The sequence below is a fragment of the Gordonia terrae genome, assembly GCF_051789125.1.
GTDB classification, from domain to species: Bacteria; Actinomycetota; Actinomycetes; order Mycobacteriales; family Mycobacteriaceae; genus Gordonia; species Gordonia terrae_A.
This window is the reverse complement of record NZ_CP196526.1, coordinates 4,647,363-4,669,828: the sequence shown is the minus strand read 5'-3', so window position 1 is coordinate 4,669,828 and position 22,466 is coordinate 4,647,363. Positions and strand designations below refer to the sequence as shown.

Here is a 22,466-nt window from a genome sequence, read left to right as displayed (position 1 = left end):
GTTGTGAGTCGGTTGACGAGACAACCGGGTGGGTGGTCGCCGTAGCGACCACCCACCCGGTTGTTGTGGTTCAGGACTCCGCGATGAAATTGTGCACGAGGCTGTTGAACTCGTCAGGATGCTCCATCTGGGTCCAGTGCCCACAGCGGTTGAAGATGTGGAGCCGGGCAGACGGGATCATAGAGAGCAGGCGTAGAGCATTTTCGTAGTGCACGGCGGCGTCATCGCGCCCGTGCACGATGAGGGTCGGTACGTCGATCCGGGCGAGCGCGGGCACCACTTCCTCGTAGAGATGCGGAGGGCCGTTCGTCTCACCGCCGTGCATCACCGCTTGACGCCAGTTCTCGAGATGATCGGGACGGGACAGTGCTGCCTCTGAGCGGCTCGCCGCCATACTCTCGTCTGCTGCGAGTTCGGGGTCGGCGGTCAAAGCCGCCACGACCTGCTGGAAGTTCTCGGGTGTCGGGTCGAAATAGGCTCGGGCGAGCGCGCGAATCCCCGAAGTGTGGGCAGTGGGGGGACCGAAGATGTTCGGCCCGGGTGCCGGAGCGCCCATCGGAACCAGTGTGGCAACCCGATCCGGGTGATTGGCAGTGAATCGGATCGCGGTAGCCCCGCCGATGGAGTTGCCGACGATGTTCACTGTATCCAGACCGAGCTCGTCGAGGACTAGCTCGAGCGCCTCGACGTGATCACGGTCGCCGGGCACAGCCGTGTCGCTCTTTCCCCAACCGGGCATGTCTACTGCGAGAACGCGATACCGGTCGGCGAAGTATGGGATGTTCCGGACGAAGTTGGACCACCCGCTCGCACCCGGGCCGCCTCCGTGGAGGAGTACCAGGGGTGCGCCGGTCCCTACCTCGTTGTAGTGGATCTTCCATTTCCGTGTCTGGACGAACTTGCTGGTCTTCTCTTCGGTGATCGTGTCATGGGTGGTGGTCATTGGTCGCTTCCGTCGGAATTCGTTGACATGAAAGGGGTTCGAGCAGAGTGTTCGCGGGGACTCCGGATGATCTCGTCAGTTCAACTGGCCGACGAAGGTGTGTCCCCAGTTGCTCAGGGCCTCGTAATGTCCGGGTACCCAGACCTCGTCGTCCACCAGCAACCCGTTGCATCCGTACTCGATGTCGAATCCGGAAGGGGTGGTGATGTAGAAGGAGGTCATCCTGTCGTTGGAATGCTCCCCCAGGGTGATCACGATGTCGCCGGCAGTTTCCTGCGCATGGGTCATCATGCGGCCCAGGGTGCGAAAATCGGTGACCTCGAGCATGATGTGACCGAGGCCGGGTGGGAGGATCGGACTGCGAGCCACGGCGATCGAATGGTGTCTCGGGTTGCAGTGCAGGAACACTGCGTCGTCGTCGGACTGCAACGCCGTGAGCGCGATGGTGTCGGTCAGTTTGAAACCGAGGACGTCGCGATACCAGTTGGAGAGCTCTACCGGGTCGCCCGCTCCCGTCATGAACACGTGACCGACGCCGAGGTCGCCGGTGACGAACTGGACATCTGCCGGCGACTCGAACGGCTCCGTTGCCGCTGGAATGTCGGTGACCGCTTCGATGACGTTGCCGTCGGGGTCGGCGAATCGCACCAGTTCACCACGGACGCCTCGCTGACGGCGAGCGTCGTCGTCGGTCCGGAACTCGACACCAGCCGCCTTCAGCTCAGCTTTCAACCGGTCCATCGCGCCGTCGGCAACCGTGAACCCCAGTGCCGTCAAGGATTGCGGGCCCTGCGCGGGTCCGTCCTCGACGACGATCCGGTAGGCGCGGTCGTCGAGGCGGATCCGGATGCTCCCGGAATCGGTACGGTCGGCCGCCGCACCGAGCTTGTCGGTGGCGAAGCGCTCCCACTCGTCGGCGGGGCCGGTGACGACGACATACCCGAGGGACGTGAAAATGGTCATCTGAATCTTCTTTCGTTGACTTGTGAACGGATGATCTGATTACTGGTTCTGAAGGTTCAGCTCGGAGGCGAAAGGCCGCTCCTGCGGCGAACCAGGGTCGTAGCCGAGACTTCGAGCGACTGCGTCGACAAGGCCGGTGGTGTCGTCGGCTGTCCTGGCGCGCCAGGCGATGTGTCCGTCCGGTCGGACGAGTAGACAACCGTCGTCCTCGATTCCTCGCACCCGCTCCCACTCACCCATGGGGTCGCGTAAACCGCGGGACCCACCGATGACCTGTACGACCAGCGGTAGGCCGTAGATCGCTCGGATACGGTCGACCGCAGGCAGCCAGCCGTCTCCCGCGCGTCCGAGAATCAGGGTGTATTTTCCGTGTCCGACCAGGTCGACAGTGGAGACACGGCGACGACTGCATTCGACCCATGCGTGCGGGATGTGTTGTCCCGGTGCGGTTGACGGGACGTACTCCACCCCGTCCGGGTCGGCTGGAGTGGGCGCAGGATCCGGGTAACCGAGGTCATAGCGGTAACCGAGTTCGACGTCGAGTGCATTGAAAGCAAAGTCCATCGTCTCGTGAAAGTCGTTGATTGTCTCGCGCAATTGGGCTCCGCGAGGGGAATTTTCCCCAATTTCATTCACCACGTTCCATTTCTGGTCGGCGGTCAGGTCTCCGGTGATACCCAATGCGGGGCCGAGGGCGTAGATCCTCGCCACAGATGCGTAGGCCCGATCGACGATCTGTCGGCCCACGGGTGCGCGTTCTGTGGAGTAACTGTCGAGCAGGCCGGGTCCCGCGACACCGGTCAAGACAAGGTGCAGCTTCCAGGCGAGATTGTAAGCGTCCGCGATCGAGGTGTTGCTCCCGAGGCCATTCGCCGGGGGATGCTGGTGCACGGCGTCGCCCATGCAGAAGACTCGACCCGAGGAATACTGGTCAGCGGCAGCATGATTGATCGACCACGTGCTGATGTGCTTGATCTCGACGTCGATGAGTGGATCCCCTATCGAACGCCGGACGTGCTCGGTGACCTCGTCCTCCGACGGCGTGTGTCCGTCGGGCACCGCCCAGCCGGCAATCCACTCGTCGAACCCGTCGACGAGAATCCATGTCGCGTAATCGTTGTCCACAGCCCAGTACAGCGCGCCAGGTCGATGCGCCACGTAGCGACTCAGGTCGGCCTTGATCCAGGCGAAGGCATTGGTTCCCAGATCGAGCTCACCGCGAACCGACAGTCCGATCTCTTTCAGCACCCGGCTCTTCGCTCCGTCGGCTCCGAGCAGATATTGGGCGCGAACCCGGTACTCGCGCCCGGAATGACGGTCGAGGACGGTCGCATCGACACCGGTGTCGTCCTGCTGCAACCTCAAGAACTCGTGCCCGAAACGGAGATCGACCATTCCCGTGGCGACGGCGGCCTCGGCGAGGATGGGCTCGAGCCGGTGTTGAAAGAGGTTGAGAGGCAGATGCCGACTAGCGCTTCGGTACCGTGCCTGATCTCTGATGCCGGCACCCCAGGCGGTGGTCCGGGTGATCTCCGGCCCTTCGAGGGACAGGCACCAGACGTTGTATGGCAGATCCTCGAGCACCCGACCTGCCTCACGGACGGGCACCTCCACCCCTAGGTCGGACAAGATCTCCAGAGTCCTCTGGTTGGTGATGTGAGCGCGCGGGGTGTGTGCCAGACCGACATACCTGGTGACGACGATGCTCCGGATCCCGAGTCGGGCCAGGGAAAGTGCGGACGTCAGACCCGCCGGACCCGATCCCACGATCAGGACGGGCGTGTGTTCGGGTACTACCTCGGGTGCTGTGGTCGGTGCAGATTTCTGTTCGGACATCGAAGCCCTTTCTCGAGCAAGCGTCACAGACGAACTGCGACATGGGTGATTCACATCACTGTCGCAACAACCGAACCGATTGCCAACGAAGTGTTCCGCAACGCGGAACACTTCGAGGGCGGGTGAGGCGATCGGGGCTACGGTCGAATCTCGCTGGGAAGAAGTCACATTCGAGGAGATCACGACATGTCGGACCTGTCAGAGGGATGGATCGATGTACACAGCCACTTCACTGTGCCTGCCGATCGCCGTGCGCTGGATCTCGACCCAGCCCGAGACCATATGGAACGCATGGGAATCGGTGCACAACTCTTGTCTGACCTGACGGTCTACGACCACGAGGCGGTGCGGCGATCCAATGACTACGGTGCCGCCTCGGTGCAGGGGGATCCGACCCGTTTCGGTCTACTCGCCGCTCTACCGCTGACCGAACCGGAAGCGGCCCTGGATGAGATCGACCGGGTCGTTCGAGAGCATCAGCCCGAAGGTTTCGCCCTGTGCGCCACCTACGATGGAGACTTCCTGGGGGCGGAACGATTCCGTCCCGTGTGGCGCGAGCTGAGTCGCCGCCGCGCAACCGTGTTGGTGCACCCCAACCCATTTACTCCCGGAGCGCTCCCGTTGCCACCCCCGTTGTTCGAGGTGGCGTTCGACACCGCACGGACCGCCGTGAGTATGTTGTGGGCCGGCACCCTTCAGGACGCACACGATGTGAAGGTGATCTTCACCCATGCCGGCGGGGCGCTGCCGGCACTCGCGGGGCGACTCGACTTGCTCTGTGACGCTGAGTGGGTGCCGCACGACGGCGTTCATCGAGAGGGCATCCGGTCGACCCTCGCCGAGGTCTACTACGACACCGCCATGTCTGCGTCGCAGGGCTCGCTTGCGCCGGTGCTGAGCGTGACGTCGCCGGATCACATCCTGTACGGCTCAGACTTTGGTGCACCTTGCGCCGATGACGCTGTCCTGCAGCGGAATCTGGAAAACCTCACATCCAGTCCGCTATTGCCGGAGGGGGTTGCGGCGAGCATCGGTCGGAACGCGCAGGTCCTGTTTCCGCGGCTGGCACGGCGCATGAGCGGCCGCTGACTCGTCGACTTGCGCAGATCGCTCGGCGCCGAGCCCGGCGGCCCGATCAGCATCCCGATTCGGTGTGTCGGATCGCGGCCTCGATGAGTGCGTCCACGTGGGCGCGCACTCGGCTGGGAATGTCAGGTGCTCCGAGGATGAACAGGCCCATGAGCCAGGCGTTCAGCGATGTGGCGAGATCCTGGCAGTGCTCGGGTGTCGTAGGGTGGCCCCGTTCGGCGAGCGTCGTGCGGATCTGCTCTGCGCCGTCCCTCAACAGGGCTTGACGAAAAGGTTCCACGATCGAGCCGATCTCGTCTCCCCCAAGGTGATTCAGAAACACCGACACCACCAACCGGTGGAAGTCGGGGTGTGAGTCGACTGACCGGGCCACCGCTTCATAGAAGACGATCGTTGCCTCGGCGTCGGAGACCGCCGGGGTCATGGCGGCTGCGACATCGGAGTGAACTCTGCGGAATCCTCTTTCGAGTACGGCCGCCAGTAGCCCGGTCTTGGACCCGAAGTGGTAGTAGAGCGTTCCATTGGGGCAACCCGACGCGGATACGAGGTCGGCTATCGATACCGCGCCCACCCCCCGAGTGCCCATCTCGACTTCCGCTGCATCCATCAGGGCGACCCGTGCAGCACTGACCCGTCGTGCACGTCTGGTGTCGGATGGGGGTGTCGTGGTCATGCCTGTTGACCGATTCGCGACGGATGACGGCCAAGAGCCCGGCTGATCGAATCAGCAATTGTGACCAGAGGTGGGATCAGATGTGTGGCAGGCTGTTTCGTGGTTTCGAAGCCGATGGACACGGCTGCTACGGCGTTGCCGCCCACGATGATCGGACGTGCCACGCAGGAACGGCCTTGGACGGCCTCGTCAACGTCGGTCGCGATTCCTCGCTGCCGTACGCGCGCGAGATCTGCGCGTAACCGCCGCGGGTCCACGACGGAGCGGTCGGTCAGTCGAGCGAGCGCAGGTGCTCCCGTGGCGCCGGGCGGGTCGGCGGGCGGTGCAAACGCCAGTAGCGATTTGCCGACGCCGGTGCAATGAGCCGGCAGAGACATCCCCACATCCGTAGGGAACAGGCGAGACTCGGGCCCATGGAGCTTTTCCAAGTACACGACGTCCGCTTCGCGCAAGACGCATAAGTGGATCGTGTGCCCGACGGCGCGGTGGAGGGCGAGGAGGTGAGGCATGGCCTCGGATCGGATCACGGACTCCGGTGAGGTCTTCAGGAGCGACAGCATCTTGAGGGATACGTGATACCGGCCTTCGACCACCTCGACGGCGCCGACGTCGACGAGTGTTCTCAACTGACGGTGCACGGTCGACTTCGGTAGACCCGTGCGACGAGCGATGTCGCTCAGGGTCAACACTCCACCAGCGGACGGCGAGTGCGCGAAGGCGCCCAGAATGTCGAAAGCGCGGTGCACTGCCGATGCCGGCGGGTGGGTTGTCGGGGGCGGGAGAACGGACGTCATCGTCGCAACCTTCGATTGGAGCAATCACTCCAATTGGAGTGATTGCTCCAATGTACGCCCGGCGAGTGACGTGGGCAACAGTTTTCTGGGTGGAGGTCTGCAGGATCGAGTCATGCCACGTCCACAGGGCGCGATGATGCGCCTCTGATGAGTGGGGCCCTGTCGATCGGGTACCGGCGGTCCGCCGGAGGCTGAAGCCGCGGGTGAGGTCAGCCGCGACGCAGCGGCAACCGCATCAGGTACACCTGGTATCCGATGGAGATGGAGTAGGTGAAGTACAGGGTGCTGCCCTTCGACCAGGGGTGGATGTAGGGCGCGTATCCGGTGTACGGATCGACCGACGGTGCCACGATCTCGCCGGAAGACCAAGGGCCCGAAGGGCTGTCGGCAGTACGCAGGGTCACGCCGACGTCCTGGCTGGCGAGCGAGATGTACTTGCCGAGGTAGTCGTTCCACTGCACCGACAGCTCACCGGTGGGTGCGCCCATCACCGGTGTCGCGGCGTCGGGGTTGTTCGGAACCCAGCGGCCGTAGGAGAAGTACTCCCACTTGCCGAGCTTCTCGATGTCCTTCTCGTTCACGCGCGCGAGATACACACCGCCCCATCGTCCGTCGGGGGTGCCGTAGTAGTAGACGGTCTTGCCGACCTTGAGGAAGGCGCCCATCTGGAACTTCTTGTTGCCGCCACCGTTGGGCCGGAACGCGTTGGCCGATCGCCAGTTCTCGCCGTTGTCGTCGGAGACGACGAGGCCGGCCCAGTTGGTGGTCCAGATTCCCGGCTGGTCCCAGCGTTTGACCGACATGACGGTCATGTACTGCTTACCGTTGGCCGCGACGCCGGCGGTCGGGATGATCGTGACCTCACGCCGGACGTTCGGCTTCAGCAGACGTTTCGCGTGACCGGGGCGGCCGGCGTGCGAGGTGAAGGTCATGCCGTCGTTGAGATGCCTGTCGGTGCTGCGGAGCAGGACATTGGACCGCCAGTAGAAGAGCTCACCGTAGAGCAGTGACCATCCGTTGAACGACTGCGTGTCGCCGAAGGCCGTGAGGATCTCGCCGCGTCCGTTGTCCCACATGACGCCGAGGTCGGTGCCGACGATGTTGAACCGTCCGATGGTGTCGTTCATCGCGAACGGCCCGGTCAACCGGTTGACGATCGTCGCAGGTCCGGCCGCATGTCGGGCGGCGTGAGCGGGTGAGGCGGCCAGGGTGGTCGTCAGTGCCAGAGCGAGTACGGAGACGACAAGACCCAGGAAAAGCCGTGAAAGGCGCCGTGTCATGGCCGTGACCTTATCAAGACCTGAGAGACATGTGTGAGGTGCGCTACGTGCTTTGCGCCGCTAAGAAATCGTGCGGGCTCAAGCCTCTCTATAGCGCTCCGAGGTGTCCACGGTGGTGAAGTCGATCTGTGCCGCCGCGTTGTTCACCGCCGTCACGAGGGCGGTTCCGAACATCCCGTCGGTGTCGTAGAGGCCCGCGTTGCTCACCGAGACCCCGTCGTCCTCGACGTGGACGTCGGCTTCGACGCCGACGCGCTCACCACGCGGCAGGCGGCTGATCGCCACGGTGAGATCGCAGTTGATGAATCCGATGCCGGTGGTGCCCCAGTTCGAGATCAGGCTCGCCGACTCGGCGCTGACCACCGCACGCTGGAACGGGGTCGGCTGTTCACCGAGCACGATCGGGGCGGCCCGGGTCCACATCCTCTTGCGGTGCCCGTTCTGGTGCTTCGACATGTCCTTCTCCCACTCGCCGACGCTGTCCTGGGCGTCGTCGGAGGCGAATCTGGGGGAGAGGTCGTCGGCGTCGGTTGCGGGAGGACGGAAGGTGACCGCTTCCGGCGGACGGTGCCACCGCTCGCCGGGCGGGTTGCTCGAGGTCCGTAGGAAGACGGTGGTCCCGCGGGCGACGACCACCTCATCGGCGTCGGCGGGATGCTGTACCACCTCGACGTCGACGACCCGGATGCGCCCGCCCGAGCGCACCGGACGGACCCGTGTCGAGGTGGTGATGTCGCGCGCGGCCTTGAACAGGTCGATGGTGCAGCGCGCCGGGACGAACTCGTCGTCGCCGTACTCCATCTCCACCGCACGCGCCGCGAGCCCGCAGACCGCCGGCCCGTTCAGCGTCCCGGGGGCCCAGAGGCTGGCGGCGAAGGTGGTCGGCCGGTACCGGAGCTCGCCGCCGGGCGCGTCGATCGGTTCGAAGAACGCGATGTTGGTCATCGTTACTTATTACCTGCCTGCTCCCGGACGCAAGGAGGGCGGTCGGGTTTGTGCCGGGCCTGGGTGAATAGCGCGCCGACGGCGCCGTGGACCGATAACCTCCGACCATGACTTTCGCCACGGTGTACACCAAACACTTCCCGGACGAGTTGGTCGGCGCCGTCCGGAGCGCACTCATCATCACGTCGATCGTCGGCATCGTGCTCGGCGTGATCGCGATCGTGTGGCCGGGCCCGACGATCGTCGTCGTCGCGATGCTGTTCGCGATCTCGCTGATCATCGCCGGGATCTTCCGCATCTACCAGGCGTTCGCGGCGTCGTTCCTCGGAACCGGGGTGCGGGTCATGCTGGGCATCGTCGGCGCCATCGTCCTGCTGGCCGGCGTGATCGCGCTCTTCAGCCCCGGCGACGCGGTGTGGCTGCTCGCGGTGTTCATCGGCATCGGATGGATCTTCCAGGGCGTCGCCGACCTGTACGCCGCGGTCACCAAGTCCGGCCACAGCCCGACGTGGTTCCTGATCCTGTCGGGCATCCTCTCCGTGGGCGCCGGCATCGTGATGATGATCCTCCCGGCCTTCTCACTGGAGGTCCTCGCGTGGGTCGGCGGCATCATGCTGGTCGCGTTGTCGATCGCCACCCTGCTCACCCTCCCGAAGAAGGTTGAGCAGCCCACTCCGGGTCAGCCCGCCCCGGGTCAGCCCACTCCGGGCGAGCCCGCGATCTGACTCGACTGGCTGCCTGACCGGTCGAACACCGGTCTGCCGTTGAGCTGTCGCGACCTAGCGCGGCCAGGGCGCGATCGGGTTCCCCTGCCAGCGCGTGTGTGCCGGAACGACGTCACCTCGCATGACCAGCGATGCCGGGCCGACCGTGGCGGACTCGCCGAGCCCCGATGCCGGCAGCGCCACGCAGTGCGGTCCGAGGGTCGCGCCCGCACCGAGGGTCACCCGGTCGATCGCCATGACCCGGTCGTGGAAAAGGTGGGTCTGCACGACGCAGCCGCGCTGGACGGTGGCACCGTCGCCGAGGGTGACCAGGTCCGCCTCGGGTAGCCAGTAGGTCTCGCACCACACTCCGCGACCGATCTTGGCACCGAGCATCCGCAGCCAGAGGTTCAGGATCGGCGTGCCGGACGCGGCGTTGGCGAACCAGGGAGCCGCGACCGTTTCCACGAACGCGTCCGAGAGCTCGTTGCGCCAGACGAACGAGCTCCACAGCGGGTGTTCGCTGACGGTGATGCGGCCGACGACGAGCCACTTGGCCGCGGCCGCGATCACGCACGCAATGGCCCCGACGGCCAACAGCACGAGTCCGCTCGCCAGCGCGGCGACGCCGTAGTGGACGTGCACCGCGAGGTACTGCAGTGCGAGCAGCAGCCCGAGGCCCAGCCCGTAGGACACCATGACCGGCAGCAGGCGCAACGTCTCGATCGAGGCGCGCGCGACCTTCAGCGGCAGCGGGGGATCGAAGGTGCGTGAGGTGTCGATCTCGGCGGCGGTCCGCCGCAGACGGACCGGCGGGCTGCCCAGCCAGCTCGACCCCGACTTCGCCCGGTCCGGCGTGGCCGACAGCACCGCGACCAGACCGTTCTTGGGTACCTTGCGGCCGGGCCCGGTCATGCCGGAGTTGCCCAGGAACGAGCGTTTGCCGATCTTCGCCTCGTCGATGTGGAGCCAGCCGCCGCCGAGCTCGTAGGACGCCACCATCGTGTCGTCGGCGAGGAAGGCGCCGTCGCCGATGGTGGTGAACCGCGGCAGGACGAGTGCGGTCGAGATCTCGGTCCCGGCACCGACTTTCGCTCCCAGGAGGCGGAACCACGCCGGGGTCAGCAGGCTGGCGTACAGCGGGAAGAGGTAGGTGCGAGCGGCGTCGAGCAGCCGTTCGGTGATCCACACCTGCCACCCGACGCGCGACCGCACCGGGTGATAACCCGTGCGGAGACCCAGCCCGGCCAGGCGCACCAGCACGGCGGTGATCGCCGCGAAGACGAACAGGCTCGTGACGGTGGCCGCGGGCAGCAGGATCAGCGCTCGGATCCCGGCGTCGCGCAACCGGTCGGCGGTCATCGCCCAGGACCCGATGACCGCGAGGCCCGCGGCCAGTGAGAGAAGCGGGATGGCCGCGAGTACCAGCGACGACAGGCCGTACACCGGAACCCATCCCGCGGCACGCGGTGGCCGGTGGTCGGGCCAGGGATGCTCTGCCTTGCCGATCTTGACGGCGGGCGAGCCTGCCCAGTGCTGCCGTGCCTTGACCCGGCCGAACACCGCGGAACCGGGTGCGACGACGGCGTCGCGCCCGACGACCGCCCCAGGGGTCAGCGTCGACCGTGCGCCGATGGACGCGCCGCGCTTGATGGCGATCTCACCGATGTGCACGGCGTCGCCGTCGATCCACCATCCCGAGATGTCGACCTCGGGTTCGATCGAGGCGCCGTCGCCGACCGTGAGCAGCCCGGTGACCGGCGGGATGGTGTGCAGGTCGACGCCGCGGCCGACCTGCGCACCCAGGGCACGGGCCAGGTAGATCATCCAGGGCGCGCCCGACAGGTTGGCGGCGCCGCTGGCGTCGAGGAGTCGTTCGGCCACCCACAGGCGGATGTGGACGGACCCGCCTCGGGGATGGACTCCCGGCGTCACGCCGGCGAGCAGCAGTCGCGCGCCGAGGGCGGCGATGCACATGCGTCCGGGCGGGGTGATGAAGACCAGGAACGCCGCGAGGAGCACCCACCAGTTGATCTCGACGAGCCACTCGACGGTGCGGCCCATCCGGTCCGCGGCGAGCAGGGCGACGTTGTTGGCCACGCCCAGCCATGTCGCCCACTGCAATCCGGTGAGCGTGGTCAGCGGAACGGTGAGCGCCAGCTGCGCCAGACCGGCCGAACGGGGAGTGGGTTCGATGTGTCGCTCGTCGATGCTGGTGGTCGGGCGGCGGGCGTCGAGCATCTCGGCCATCGAGCCCAGGCGCGGATGGTCGTAGAGGTCGGCGACCGAGATGTCGGGATGGCGTTCGCGCACCGCGGTGACCAACTGCGCCGCGGCCAGCGAACCCCCGCCCTCGGCGAAGAAATCCACGTCGGGGCTGGAGATGGTCGATCCGAGTACATCGGTCCACAGCTGGGCCAGCCAGAACTCGGTCTCACTGAGTTCTACATCGTCATCGACTGGTCTGTCGCTGCCCGGCAGGGGCCAGGGCAGCGCATCACGATCGACCTTTCCCGAAGTGCGCGTGGGCAATTCGTCGACGAGAGCAAGGGTGGGCACCATGGCCGCGGGTAGTTGCCTGCGCAGCTCGGCATGTGCCGCGGACACGTCGAATGCGGGATCGGCCGACACGAGATAGCCGACGAGCAGGCTGTTGCCCGCGGCGGACTTGCGGACCGCGGCGGCCGCGCCGCTGACGCCGGGCAGATTCTGGAGGGCATTGTCGATCTCACCGAGTTCGATGCGCCGGCCGCCGACCTTGACCTGATCGTCCGCGCGACCCACGAAGAGCAGTCCCGCGGTGTCCAACCGGACGAGATCGCCGCTGCGGTAGGCGCGTTCCCACCCGAGGGTCGGCATCGGCGCATACTTCTCGGCGTCCTTGGCCGGGTCGAGGTAGCGGGCCAGGCCGACGCCGCCGATGACGAGCTCGCCGACCTCACCCTCCGCGACAGGTTGTCCCTGCGCGTCGACGACGGCGAGATCCCAGCCCCGCAAAGGTAATCCGATGCGGACCGGGCCGCCTCCACCGAGCGGGGCGGCGCACGCGACGACGGTGGCCTCGGTGGGGCCGTAGGTGTTCCACACCTCGCGGCCGGGAACAGCGAGACGATCGGCCAGCTCGGGCGGGCACGCCTCGCCGCCGAAGATGAGCAACCGCACGGCTTCGAGGGCCTCCGGCGGCCACAGGGACGCCAGGGTCGGCACGGTCGAGACGACGGTGATGTCGCGAGCCACGAGCCACGGCCCGAGATCCATCCCGCTACGGACGAGGGAGCGCGGCGCGGGGACCAGGCAGGCGCCGTTGCGCCACGCCAGCCACATCTCCTCACACGACGCGTCGAAGGCGACCGACAGGCCGGCGAGGACGCGGTCGTGGGGACCGATCGGGGCATCCTGCAGGAACATGTCGGCTTCGGCGTCGACGAAGGCCGCGGCATTGCGGTGGGTGACGGCCACGCCCTTGGGTTTGCCCGTCGATCCGGAGGTGAAGATGATCCACGCGTCGTCGTCGGGTGCGGGACGGGCGGGCGCGGTGGCATCGGCGGTCGTCGACGTCGATCGGGGGCCGTCGGCGTCGACGATGGCGTCGACCCCGGCCTCGCCGAACACCAGCTCGGCCCGTTCGTCAGGGTCGTCGGCGTCGACCGGCACGTACGCCGCCCCGGCGTAGAGGGTCGCCAGGATCGCGACGTACAGGTCGCGTGAGCCCGACGGCATGCGGATGCCGACGCGGCTGCCACGCCCGACACCGACCTCGGCGAGACGGGTGACCGTGCGTCGGACCACGGCCAGCAACTGGCCGTAGGTCAGGGTCATATCGCCGTCGTCGATGGCGGCGGCATCGGGATGTTCCCGGGCGGTCGCGGTGAGGACGTCGCACAGGGTGCGAGGGGGGTCTGCCTGCGCGGACAACAGGAACTGGGGTGGTGTCTGCACCTAGCCGGCACCTGCCGGGCACATCCGCGATCTGGTCACGAGTTCGAGAATATAGCCGACGAAGGTGACCGTCCGACCTCGGCTCGGTGAACGCCGTCCCGGACGAACGTACTGAAACGGACTGACATCCGGTGTAGCTTCGGCCTCAGACCAGGAGGAATCTGATGCCCATCGTTCACCACCGTCGGCCGAGCTTCCTGTCGTATCCCATGTGGCTCGGCGCCCGTGTGCTCCTCAAGCCGGCCCTGTCGTTGTGGCCGGTCAACAAGACGGGACTCGCGGGCCTGTTCCTGATCGACCGGATCGTCGCCGTCGGTCCCAAACCCCGAGGGGTGGTCCGCGAGCAGCTCGTCCTCGCCGGTCGTCCTGCCGAGCTGATCATGCCGGTCGGGCCGTCGCGCCGGGACAGCGACACGGCCATGTTGTACCTGCACGGCGGGGCCTTCGTCGTCTGCGGGCTCGGCACGCATCGTTCGATCTCGGCCCGCATGGCCCGGGCCTGCGAGGTGCCTGTCTTCTCGCTGGAGTACCGCCAGCTGCCGAAGGCCGGTGTCGGTACGTCGATCACCGACGCGGTCGACGCGTATGCGGAGCTGATCAACGAGCGCGGTTTCCGCCGCGTCGTCGTCGCCGGCGATTCGGCCGGCGGATTCCTCGCCGCCAAGGTGGTCGAGGCCGCTGTCGCGCGCGGGTTGCCGACGCCCACCGCACTGATCGGGTTCTCCCCGCTGCTCGACATGGATCTGGGCATCCACCCCGACCGGTCGAGCCGGTCCGACGCCTACCTGCCCAAGTCGAAGATGGCCCGGCTGGCGCCCCAGTTCGACAAGGGTCCGATCCCGCTGACCGGGGTTCGGCGCATCGCCGACGCCGACCTGTCGGAGTTCCCGCCCACGGTGATGGTCACCGCCGAGGGTGAGATGCTCGAACCCGACGTCATCGACCTGGTCGAGTCCCTCGACGAGGCGGGGGTCGTCGCCGTCGCACACAGCTACGCCTGGCAGGTGCACGCGTTCCCGGTGCTGAGCTCGCGGCACCCGGAGACGCTGGACGCGGTCGAGGTGACCGCCACCTTCGCCGTGGAGGCGGTTCGGGAGGCCAAGACAGCCGACGAGCGGGCGAGCCAACGGGCCGGTTGATGGCACGCTGGTTGCCGTGAGCGCACCGGATCCAGCCCCACGAGTCCCCGACGCGACGAACTCCGCTCCCGGCCTGTCCGACGACACCCCACCCCGGCCGCCGGGCTCGGTCGATGCCCGGTTCACCCTGGCCGCCGAACGCACGATGCTGGCCTGGGTCCGTACGGCTCTCGGGTTCATGGCCGCCGGTATCGCGGTGGTCTATCTGGCACCCGACCAGGAGGCGCCGGCTCTCGACGTCGTGCTCGGTGTCGTGATGGTGGGGCTGGGCGCCGTCCTGGCCCTGCTCGGTGCCTGGCGGTGGCGCCGGACGACGACGGCTCTGGTCAGCGGCGGCGAGATGCCGGGCCCGAGGCAGGTGCTGGGTGTCGTCGCTGCGATAGTGGTGGTGGCCATCCTCGTCGCGGTCGTCATGGTGCTGCAGTCCTGAGCAGAAGTGTCTTCCGGCTCGCGACCTCAGCAGTACGACCTCAGCAGTACGACCTCAGCAGTGAACAGTGCAGGAGTTTCTCGTGAGTACCGGTCCCGACTTCTCGCGCAGCGCGCAGACGTTCTCGATGACGCTGACCATCGTCGGCGCGACCATCCTCATCTTCTGCATCGGCTGGCTGACCGTCGGCTGGTGGCAGGAGGGCCGCTGGTTCTGGGTCGCGATCGGCGTCGCCGTCGTGGTCGTGAACATCGTGCTCATCGCGATGCAGCTGCGCCGCAGGCTGAGTGAACGGGTCAAGGACTCCGACGATCGCCCGCGCCGCCGCGGCCTCATCGACAACTTCGACGACCTCGACGACTGAACGCCGTCACGACCGCCTCTTCCGGTAGAGCTTTCCGGCCTGCGGGTGAGACGGCACAACAGGTGCGCTACCTGACATCGATCTGCGCGGGTTGTGAGTAGCGCAGATCGGGTCGAAGTAGCGCACCTGTGGGGTCCGCGGAAACTGAGGTGCGGGCCCCGGAGGGCTCACGCGGTGAGGGTCCCCGAGTCCGACTCGTCGTCGGCGAACTGCGTCCGATAGAGCTCGGCGTAACGGCCGTTGCGAGCGAGGAGTGTCGGGTGGTCTCCGCGTTCGACGACGCGACCACCTTCGAGCACCACGATCTCGTCGGCGGCCCGGATCGTCGAGAGCCGGTGCGCGATCACGATCGAGGTGCGACCCTCGAGTGCCTCGCCGAGGGCTTCCTGAACCGCCGCTTCCGACGTCGAGTCCAGGTGGGCGGTCGCCTCGTCGAGGATCACCACCGACGGTTGCGCGAGAAGCAGTCGTGCGATCGTCATCCGCTGACGTTCGCCGCCCGACAGCCGGTAACCGCGTTCGCCGACGACAGTGTCGAGCCCGTCGGGGAGCGAGCCGACGAGTTCGTCGAGGCGGGCACGGCGCAGGGCGTCCCAGATCTCGTCGTCGGATGTCTCCGGTCGCGCGAGGACGAGGTTGGCCCGGACGGTGTCGTGGAAGAGATGGCCGTCCTGGGTGACCAGGCCGACCGTCCGATGCACCGACGCGGTCTGCAACTTCCGGATGTCGACCCCGGCCAGCTCGATCGACCCCTCGTCGACGTCGTAGAGGCGGGTGGCGAGGCTCGCGATGGTCGACTTGCCCGCTCCCGAACTGCCGACCAGGGCGACCATGCTGCCGGCCGGGACATCGAGGTCCACGTGGTGCAGGACCGTTGTTCCGGCTCGATTGTCCAGCTGGGCAACCTCTTCCAGCGACGCCAGTGACACCTTGTCGGCCGCCGGGTACGCGAACGACACATCGTCGAAGCGGATCGAGACGGGCACGGGCCGTCCGCTCTCGGTGCCCGGCACCGCGATCGCGTCGGGTGCGTCGGTGATCAGCGGACGCAGATCGAGTACCTCGAAGACCCGCTCGAAACTGACCAGGGCGCTCATGATCTCGACACGGGCATTGGCCAGCGCGGTGAGCGGCGCGTACATCCGCGTCAGCAGCAGTGCCAGCGAGACGACCGCGCCCGCGGACAGGTGGTCCTGCACGGCGAGCCAACCGCCGAGGCCGTAGACCAGGGCCAGCGCGAGAGCCGACACCAGCATCAAGGTGGTCATGAAGTAGGCCTGCAGCATCGATCGGCGCACGCCGATGTCGCGGACGCGGTCGGCGCGGTCGGCGAACTCGCGTGACTCCAGGTCAGGCCGTCCGAACAGCTTCACCAGTGTGGCGCCCGGTGCCGAGAAGCGCTCGGTCATCTGGGTGGACATGCGGGCATTGTGCTCGGCGGCCTCGCGCGACAGGGAGGCCATACGGCGGCCCATCCGCCGAGCCGGGATCACGAAGATCGGCAGGAGAACCAGTGCGAGCAGGGTGATCTGCCAGCTGATCGCGATCATGACGCCGAGCGTCAGCGTGAGGGTCACGATGTTGGAGACGACGCCGGAGAGGGTGTCGCTGAACGCGCGCTGCGCGCCGATCACGTCGTTGTTCAGGCGGCTGACGAGGGCGCCGGTGCGGGTGCGGGTGAAGAATGCGACCGGCATCTTCTGGACGTGGTCGAAGACGGCGCGGCGGAGGTCGAGGATGAGGCCCTCGCCGATGTTCGACGACAGCCATCGGACGGCGATGCCCGCACCGGCCTCGGCGACGGCGATCAGCGCGATGGCGACGGCGAGCCAGACGATCATCGTCTCCGACCCGCTCTGGGTGATGAGGTTGACGACTCGTCCCGCGAGCAGAGGGGTCACGACCGTCAGGACCGCCGTGAACACCGACAGCACCAGGAACAGGCCGATGCGCCTCCGGTGTGGCCGTGCGAAGTCGCCGATCCGACGCAGCGTGACGCGGCGATCTCCGCGCAGTCGCTTGCTGTCCGGTTGGGTGGAGGACTTGTACATCATGTCCCAGGCGACCGATTGCATGCTCATGACGTCCACGGTAGAACTTCAAGTCAACTTCAAGTCCACTCGTGGTCGGCCTCGGTCGCCGAATGGCCTCTGACGTCGAGCTTTCGCGTGATGCTCTAGGTTGGTCGGAGAGATCACAACACGACTCGGCCGCACTTGCGGGCCGATCCGGGCAGGCGGTAGAGGAGCGACGGACATGGCAGAACTCAAGCTCGGTTTCAAGGCGTCGGCGGAGCAGTTCGACCCGCGCGAGCTGGTGGAGATCGCGGTCGCGGCCGAGGAGCACGGCATGGATTCGGTTGCGGTGAGCGATCACTTCCAGCCGTGGCGGCACAACGGCGGGCACGCACCCTTCTCGCTCGCCTGGATGGCGGCGGTCGGCGAGCGCACCAAGCGGGTGCAGATCGGCACCTCGGTCATGACCCCGACCTTCCGCTACAACCCGGCGGTCATCGCGCAGGCCTTCGCCTCGATGGGGTGCATGTACCCCGGCCGCATCATGCTCGGTGTCGGAACCGGCGAAGCCCTGAACGAGTACGCGACCGGATTCCAGGGCGAGTGGCCGGAGTTCAAGGAACGCTTCGCGCGTCTGCGCGAGTCCATCACGCTCATGCGTGAGTTGTGGACCGGCGAGGAAGTGAACTTCGACGGCGAGTACTACCACACGCAGGGTGCCTACATGTACGACATCCCCGAGCAGCCGATCCCGGTGTACGTCGCCGCCGGTGGTCCGGTCGTCGCACGTTATGCGGGTCGCTCCGGCGACGGTTTCATCTGCACCTCGGGCAAGGGGCCCGAGCTCTACACCGAGAAGCTCCTGCCCGCGGTGGCCGAGGGTGCGGAGAAGGCCGGACGCGACGTCGACACGATCGACAAGATGATCGAGATCAAGATCTCCTACGATCCCGATCCCGAACTGGCGCTGGAGAACACCCGGTTCTGGGCGCCGCTGTCGCTGACCCCGGAGCAGAAGCACAGCGTCAACAGCTCGACGGAGATGGAGCGCCTCGCCGACGAACTGCCGATCGAGCAGGTCGCCAAGCGCTGGATCGTCTCCTCTGATCCCGACGAGGCCGTGGAGAAGGTCAAGTTCTACACCGACGCCGGACTGAACCACCTCGTGTTCCACGCTCCCGGCCACGACCAGCAGCGGTTCCTCGAGAACTTCGAGCGCGATCTGGCGCCGCGCCTGCGCAAGCTCGGCTGACCCTGCCGAAGCCATAGCCCGAAACCGCGCCCGCCGCGGCTTCGGGCTATGAAACCGGGTCGGTATGGCTCACTCTGAGTCCATGCCCTCGACAACAGAGTCAGCGTCGTCGTCTCGGTTCCGCGTACCGGTGGCGTCGTTGCCGGCGATCGCGGCCCTCATCACCGTCGTGCTCTGGGCCTCGGCTTTCGTCGGCATCCGCGCGCTCGGTGACACGTTCTCACCGGGTTCCATGGCCTTCCTCCGGTTGCTGGCCGCCGTGATCCCCCTGACGGTCATCCTGCTGATCGTGCGCTTCCGCGGGCGATCCGCGGACGCGTCGAAGCGGATGTCGTTGCCCCGTGGGCGGGCCCTCGTCCTCGTGATCGCCTACGGCGTCGCCTGGTTCGCGGGCTACACGGTGCTGCTGAACTGGGCCGAACAGCATCTCGACGCCGGGACCGCGGCGCTGCTCGTGAACCTGGCACCGATCCTGGTCGCCGTCGCGGCGGGACTCTTCATGGGAGAGGGTTTCCCGCGTCATCTCGTCATCGGGATGACCATCGCCTTCGCCGGAGTCGTCCTCATCGCTCTCGGCGGGTCGGCGACCTCCGACGCGCAGGCCGACTGGCTCGGGATCGTGCTCGGCGTCGGCGCGGCGATCCTCTACGCCACCGGTGTGCTCATCCAGAAGTCGGCGCTGCGCACGGTCGACGCGCTGACGGCCACCTGGCTGGGCGCGCTGGCCGGTCTGCTCGCGACCACGCCGTTCGTGCCGACGGCCCTCGCCGAACTCGCCGACGCTGACGCCACGGCGATCTGGGCGGTGATCTATCTCGGCGTCGGGCCGACCGCCATCGCCTTCTCGACGTGGGCGTACGCCCTCGCCCGCACCGACGCCAGTGCGATGGCGGCCACGACGCTGGTGGTCCCGGCGATCGTCATCGTCCTGTCCTGGGCGCTGCTCGACGAGTTGCCGACGGGCGTCGGAATCGTCGGCGGCGTGATGTGTATCGCCGGTGTGGCGATCGCGCGACGGCTCCTGCCGATGAGGCGGCGCGGCCCGGTCGGTGCGCGTAGCCTTGACGCATCGTCACCAGCGGCGATGCCCTCAGAGTCGCGACGGGCCCCCGCCGCGCAGGCAATCGAGGAGACACCGTCATGCGCAAGCTCGTCGCCGGTCTCGCGATCGGCGGATCTCTGACCCTGGGCGCTATCGCGACGCTGTCGGTGGTCGATGCGGAGTCGCCGGCCGCTCCCACGAGTGCCGTCTGCGGCCCGTTCTCGGGGTCGGGACCCATCCCCGGATGTGCGTTCCGGGTGGACGGCAGCCGGCTGCAGATAAGTCTCCACAACAACGCCACACGAACCCCGCCGGTGGTCTGCACGCTGACGCCGAGCGGAGCGTTGCAGCCGACCGACACCACCGCGATGGGCCCGGACGGGCGCGGAACTCTCGGTGCCGCGGTGTTCTCCGGCGTCTCGCGGACCTTCGTCGTCGACTGCCGCGGCGGGGGCACGGGCAACGATCGCGTGGCACGGCAGACGACCATCGTCGCGCGCGCCGAGGCGCCCACGGCGGAGCGGACGACGCCGTCGGCACGCCGCTCTTCGCGGGCCCCGGCGCCCTCTGCCCCTCCCGTGACGCCCGAGACGAGCGAGCCGTCCAACGGGGGCGCGGCGACGAGCACGGGGGACGCCGCGGTGCCCGAGCAGACGTCCACCGCGACTCCGACCACGACGACGACCACCACGACGGTTCCCGCCGCATCCTGATTCGCTACGGTTTTCGCATGGATCGTGACCGGATGGTGGACGTCGGAGTGGGGTTGGTGTCCCGTTTCGGTGCCAAGACGCTGAGTTTGACATCGGTGGCGCGTCACGCCGGGGTTGCGCGGGCAACCGCTTATCGCATGTTCGGCGGACGTGACGCGCTGGTCGCCGCGATCGTCGAACGCGAGGTGTCGCTGCTGCGGGTCAAGCTGATGGAGTGGTCGGAGACCGCACCCGATGCCGCCGGCAAGGTGCGTGCCCAGGTCGTGAACGTCCTGCCCTACATCCGCGATCACGAGGCGCTCCAGTACGTCCTGCACAAGGAGCCCGAGGAGATCGTGCGCGCGCTGGTCGCCACCAGCGATTCCGCCGGCCCGACGCTCATCCATCAGATCGTCGCCGAGACGCTGCCCGACCTCGAGCCCGAGATCGGGGATCAGCTGTTCCCGAACCCGCGCGGCGCCGCGGAGTTCCTGGTGCGGACGATCTACTCGCTCATGCTGATCCCCGACAGCTTCCTCAGCGATGAGGAGATCGCCGAACTCGTCGTCCGGGCGGTGGTCCGGCGGGACGCCCCGCCGGCCGGCTCGGCCGACACCCGCACCGACGGGCGTCCCGGCGCATGACCGGCGACGAGCGGGGCGGCGAGATGCTGGGCGGGCGTGGCGAGGACGAGACCGCGGTGCCCGTCGTGACGATGGTCCGGCCCCGCTGGGGCGATCCGGCACGGACCACCGAACTCCCGGCCGCGGCGGCGGCGCTCGCGGGTGGCGCTGAGCCGGACCCCGGTGTCGACCCGGCCGCCGTCGCACCGCCCGAGTCGCGGATCGGGGACGAGCTCCGCGCACAGATCGCGACCGTCGTGGGGGCGCAGCACGTCTCCGCCGCCGACGATGTACGGGTACAGCACACCCGTGGCTATTCGACGCCGGACCTGTTGCGCCTGCGCGCCGGCGACGCCACCGACGCGCCCGATGTCGTCGTGTATCCCGGCGACCACGACGAGGTCGTCTCGATCCTCGAGCTGTGCAGCCGTCATGATCTCGCGGTGGTGCCGTTCACCGGCGGCACGTCGGTGGTCGGCGGCTTGGCGCCGGAGCGCTCGGGCACGACCGGTGTCGTGAGCGTCGACCTGCGCAGGCTGGACCGGCTGCTGGAGATCGACAGCATCTCCAGGGTCGCCGACCTGCAGGCCGGTCTTCGCGGTCCGGCCGCAGAAGCGCTTCTGCGGGAACAGGGTTGGACGCTCGGACACTTTCCCCAGTCTTACGAGGGTGCCGGGATCGGCGGGTACGCGGCCACGCGCTCGGCAGGTCAGTCGTCGGCCGGTTACGGGCGTTTTGACGAGATGGTCGAGGGGCTCGTCCTCGCGACACCGCGCGGGACCATCGAACTGGGTACCGCACCGCGTTCGGCCGCGGGTCCCGATCTGCGGCAACTGGTCCTGGGATCGGAAGGCGTCTTCGGGATCATCACCAGCGTGCGCGTACGTATTCGGCCCGCGCCGTCGGCTCGTGTCTTCGACGCGTGGCGTTTCCCGTCGTTCGCCGACGGGGCCACCGCTCTCCGGCGTCTCGCGCAGGACGGCCCGCTGCCGACGGTGCTGCGGTTGTCGGACGAGGTGGAGACGGCGTTGAATCTCGCGGATCCTGCCGGCGCCGGGAGCGAAGCGAGCGGGCCGAGTGGGTACGGCGCCGGGAGCGAAGCGAGCGGCGCTTCTGGTTGCCTGGTCATCGCCGGTTATGAGGGCGAGGACGGCGAGGTCGCGCGGCGACGGGATGCGGCGTCGTCGGTTCTGGTCGACGCCGGGGGTGTGGCATCGGGGGCCGCGCCCGGCGAGTCCTGGCGCACCGGCAGATTCGCCGCTCCCTACTTGCGGGACCCGCTGCTCGATGCCGGTGTGCTGGTGGAGACGTTGGAGACCGTCACCTTCTGGTCGCGTCTGCACGAGTTGCGCGCGGCGGTCACGGCGGCGATCACCGACACGCTCACGGCGTCGGGGACACCGCCGCTGGTGATGTGCCACATCAGCCACGTGTACGAGTCGGGGGCGTCGCTGTACTTCACGGTCGTCGCACCGTTCGGGGAGGACCCGTCGGCTGACTGGGCGTCGGCGAAATCCGCGGCCAACACGGCCATCCGGGCTGCGGGCGCGAGCATCACGCACCATCACGCGGTGGGCCGCGACCATCGGGATGCCTACCACGACGAGATCGGGCCGCTCGCACTCGATGCGCTGCGTGCGGTGAAGGCGTCGCTGGATCCGGCCGGCATCTGCAATCCCGGCATCCTGGTCTGACGACCCCGCGACCCCACTCGGTCGACGACCCCTGCGGCCCGGTCGCGCG

At 67.5% G+C, this 22,466-nt stretch carries 19 protein-coding genes; 10 read left to right on the top strand and 9 right to left on the bottom strand.

From position 1 onward, the window contains the following. Positions 1 to 70: 70 nt before the first annotated feature. The 3 genes from ACSUZC_RS21290 to ACSUZC_RS21280 all read right to left on the bottom strand — a co-directional run bounded on the left by ACSUZC_RS21290 (position 71) and on the right by ACSUZC_RS21280 (position 3,742). Positions 71 to 943: an alpha/beta fold hydrolase gene (locus ACSUZC_RS21290; protein WP_439030439.1), complete on the bottom strand. Its 873-nt coding sequence runs from the start codon at positions 941 to 943 to the stop codon at positions 71 to 73. A 75-nt stretch (positions 944 to 1,018) separates the two neighbouring features. Continuing rightward, the gene (locus ACSUZC_RS21285) at positions 1,019 to 1,906 is read right to left on the bottom strand and encodes a VOC family protein (protein WP_439030438.1); all 888 of its coding nucleotides are present in this window, start codon (positions 1,904 to 1,906) and stop codon (positions 1,019 to 1,021) included. A 39-nt stretch (positions 1,907 to 1,945) separates the two neighbouring features. Next, positions 1,946 to 3,742, bottom strand: a complete 1,797-nt coding sequence (locus tag ACSUZC_RS21280) for an FAD-dependent monooxygenase (protein WP_439030437.1) — start codon at positions 3,740 to 3,742, stop codon at positions 1,946 to 1,948. A gap of 186 nt (positions 3,743 to 3,928) precedes the next feature. Between ACSUZC_RS21280 and ACSUZC_RS21275 the strand changes: the two genes are divergently transcribed. Further along, a complete protein-coding gene (locus ACSUZC_RS21275; RefSeq protein ID WP_439030436.1) occupies positions 3,929 to 4,831 on the top strand; it encodes an amidohydrolase family protein in 903 nt (300 codons plus the stop codon). Positions 4,832 to 4,877: 46 nt separating this feature from the next. On the opposite strand, the gene ACSUZC_RS21270 is transcribed toward ACSUZC_RS21275, so the two are convergent. The 4 genes from ACSUZC_RS21270 to ACSUZC_RS21255 form a co-directional block, all read right to left on the bottom strand. Then, complete coding sequence (locus ACSUZC_RS21270; protein ID WP_439030435.1) at positions 4,878 to 5,438, bottom strand: TetR/AcrR family transcriptional regulator; 561 nt, start codon at positions 5,436 to 5,438, stop codon at positions 4,878 to 4,880. Between the two features lie 62 nt (positions 5,439 to 5,500). Beyond that, positions 5,501 to 6,298, bottom strand: a complete 798-nt coding sequence (locus tag ACSUZC_RS21265; RefSeq protein WP_439030434.1) for an IclR family transcriptional regulator — start codon at positions 6,296 to 6,298, stop codon at positions 5,501 to 5,503. Between the two features lie 209 nt (positions 6,299 to 6,507). Next, positions 6,508 to 7,578, bottom strand: coding sequence for a DUF4185 domain-containing protein (locus ACSUZC_RS21260; RefSeq protein WP_439030433.1), 1,071 nt, complete (start codon positions 7,576 to 7,578; stop codon positions 6,508 to 6,510). A 78-nt stretch (positions 7,579 to 7,656) separates the two neighbouring features. Continuing rightward, positions 7,657 to 8,523 carry a PaaI family thioesterase gene (locus ACSUZC_RS21255; RefSeq protein ID WP_439030432.1) on the bottom strand — a complete coding sequence of 289 codons (867 nt, stop codon included), beginning with the start codon at positions 8,521 to 8,523 and terminating at the stop codon, positions 7,657 to 7,659. A gap of 107 nt (positions 8,524 to 8,630) precedes the next feature. On the opposite strand from ACSUZC_RS21255, the gene ACSUZC_RS21250 reads away from it, so the two are divergent. Further along, positions 8,631 to 9,248, top strand: a complete 618-nt coding sequence (locus ACSUZC_RS21250) for an HdeD family acid-resistance protein (protein ID WP_439030431.1) — start codon at positions 8,631 to 8,633, stop codon at positions 9,246 to 9,248. 54 nt (positions 9,249 to 9,302) lie between these two features. Here the strand turns inward: ACSUZC_RS21250 and ACSUZC_RS21245 are convergent, their stop codons facing one another. After that, a complete protein-coding gene (locus ACSUZC_RS21245; RefSeq protein WP_439030430.1) occupies positions 9,303 to 13,166 on the bottom strand; it encodes a Pls/PosA family non-ribosomal peptide synthetase in 3,864 nt (1,287 codons plus the stop codon). Between the two features lie 164 nt (positions 13,167 to 13,330). Between ACSUZC_RS21245 and ACSUZC_RS21240 the strand changes: the two genes are divergently transcribed. From ACSUZC_RS21240 to ACSUZC_RS21230, 3 genes are all read left to right on the top strand, one after another. Next, a complete protein-coding gene (locus ACSUZC_RS21240) occupies positions 13,331 to 14,305 on the top strand; it encodes an alpha/beta hydrolase (RefSeq protein ID WP_439030429.1) in 975 nt (324 codons plus the stop codon). A 16-nt stretch (positions 14,306 to 14,321) separates the two neighbouring features. Continuing rightward, positions 14,322 to 14,735 carry a YidH family protein gene (locus ACSUZC_RS21235; protein ID WP_439030428.1) on the top strand — a complete coding sequence of 138 codons (414 nt, stop codon included), beginning with the start codon at positions 14,322 to 14,324 and terminating at the stop codon, positions 14,733 to 14,735. An 82-nt stretch (positions 14,736 to 14,817) separates the two neighbouring features. Then, positions 14,818 to 15,099 carry a hypothetical protein gene (locus tag ACSUZC_RS21230; RefSeq protein ID WP_439030427.1) on the top strand — a complete coding sequence of 94 codons (282 nt, stop codon included), beginning with the start codon at positions 14,818 to 14,820 and terminating at the stop codon, positions 15,097 to 15,099. 167 nt (positions 15,100 to 15,266) lie between these two features. Here ACSUZC_RS21230 and ACSUZC_RS21225 read toward each other — a convergent pair whose 3' ends face one another. After that, positions 15,267 to 17,180: an ABC transporter ATP-binding protein gene (locus tag ACSUZC_RS21225; protein WP_439030426.1), complete on the bottom strand. Its 1,914-nt coding sequence runs from the start codon at positions 17,178 to 17,180 to the stop codon at positions 15,267 to 15,269. A gap of 175 nt (positions 17,181 to 17,355) precedes the next feature. Here ACSUZC_RS21225 and fgd point away from each other — a divergent pair, with 175 nt between their 5' ends. The 5 genes from fgd to ACSUZC_RS21200 all read left to right on the top strand — a co-directional run bounded on the left by fgd (position 17,356) and on the right by ACSUZC_RS21200 (position 22,417). Next, positions 17,356 to 18,366 (top strand): glucose-6-phosphate dehydrogenase (coenzyme-F420), encoded by a 1,011-nt coding sequence (gene fgd / locus ACSUZC_RS21220; protein ID WP_439030425.1) that lies wholly within the window; start codon positions 17,356 to 17,358, stop codon positions 18,364 to 18,366. Between the two features lie 82 nt (positions 18,367 to 18,448). Continuing rightward, a complete protein-coding gene (locus tag ACSUZC_RS21215; protein WP_439030424.1) occupies positions 18,449 to 19,549 on the top strand; it encodes a DMT family transporter in 1,101 nt (366 codons plus the stop codon). Continuing rightward, positions 19,507 to 20,121 carry a hypothetical protein gene (locus tag ACSUZC_RS21210; protein ID WP_439030423.1) on the top strand — a complete coding sequence of 205 codons (615 nt, stop codon included), beginning with the start codon at positions 19,507 to 19,509 and terminating at the stop codon, positions 20,119 to 20,121. Before ACSUZC_RS21215 ends, ACSUZC_RS21210 begins: the two co-directional genes overlap by 43 nt. Positions 20,122 to 20,138: 17 nt before the next feature. Next, complete coding sequence (locus tag ACSUZC_RS21205) at positions 20,139 to 20,744, top strand: TetR/AcrR family transcriptional regulator (protein ID WP_439030422.1); 606 nt, start codon at positions 20,139 to 20,141, stop codon at positions 20,742 to 20,744. After that, the gene (locus tag ACSUZC_RS21200) at positions 20,741 to 22,417 is read left to right on the top strand and encodes an FAD-binding oxidoreductase (RefSeq protein WP_439030421.1); all 1,677 of its coding nucleotides are present in this window, start codon (positions 20,741 to 20,743) and stop codon (positions 22,415 to 22,417) included. Before ACSUZC_RS21205 ends, ACSUZC_RS21200 begins: the two co-directional genes overlap by 4 nt. The last annotated feature ends 49 nt before the right edge of the window (positions 22,418 to 22,466 follow it).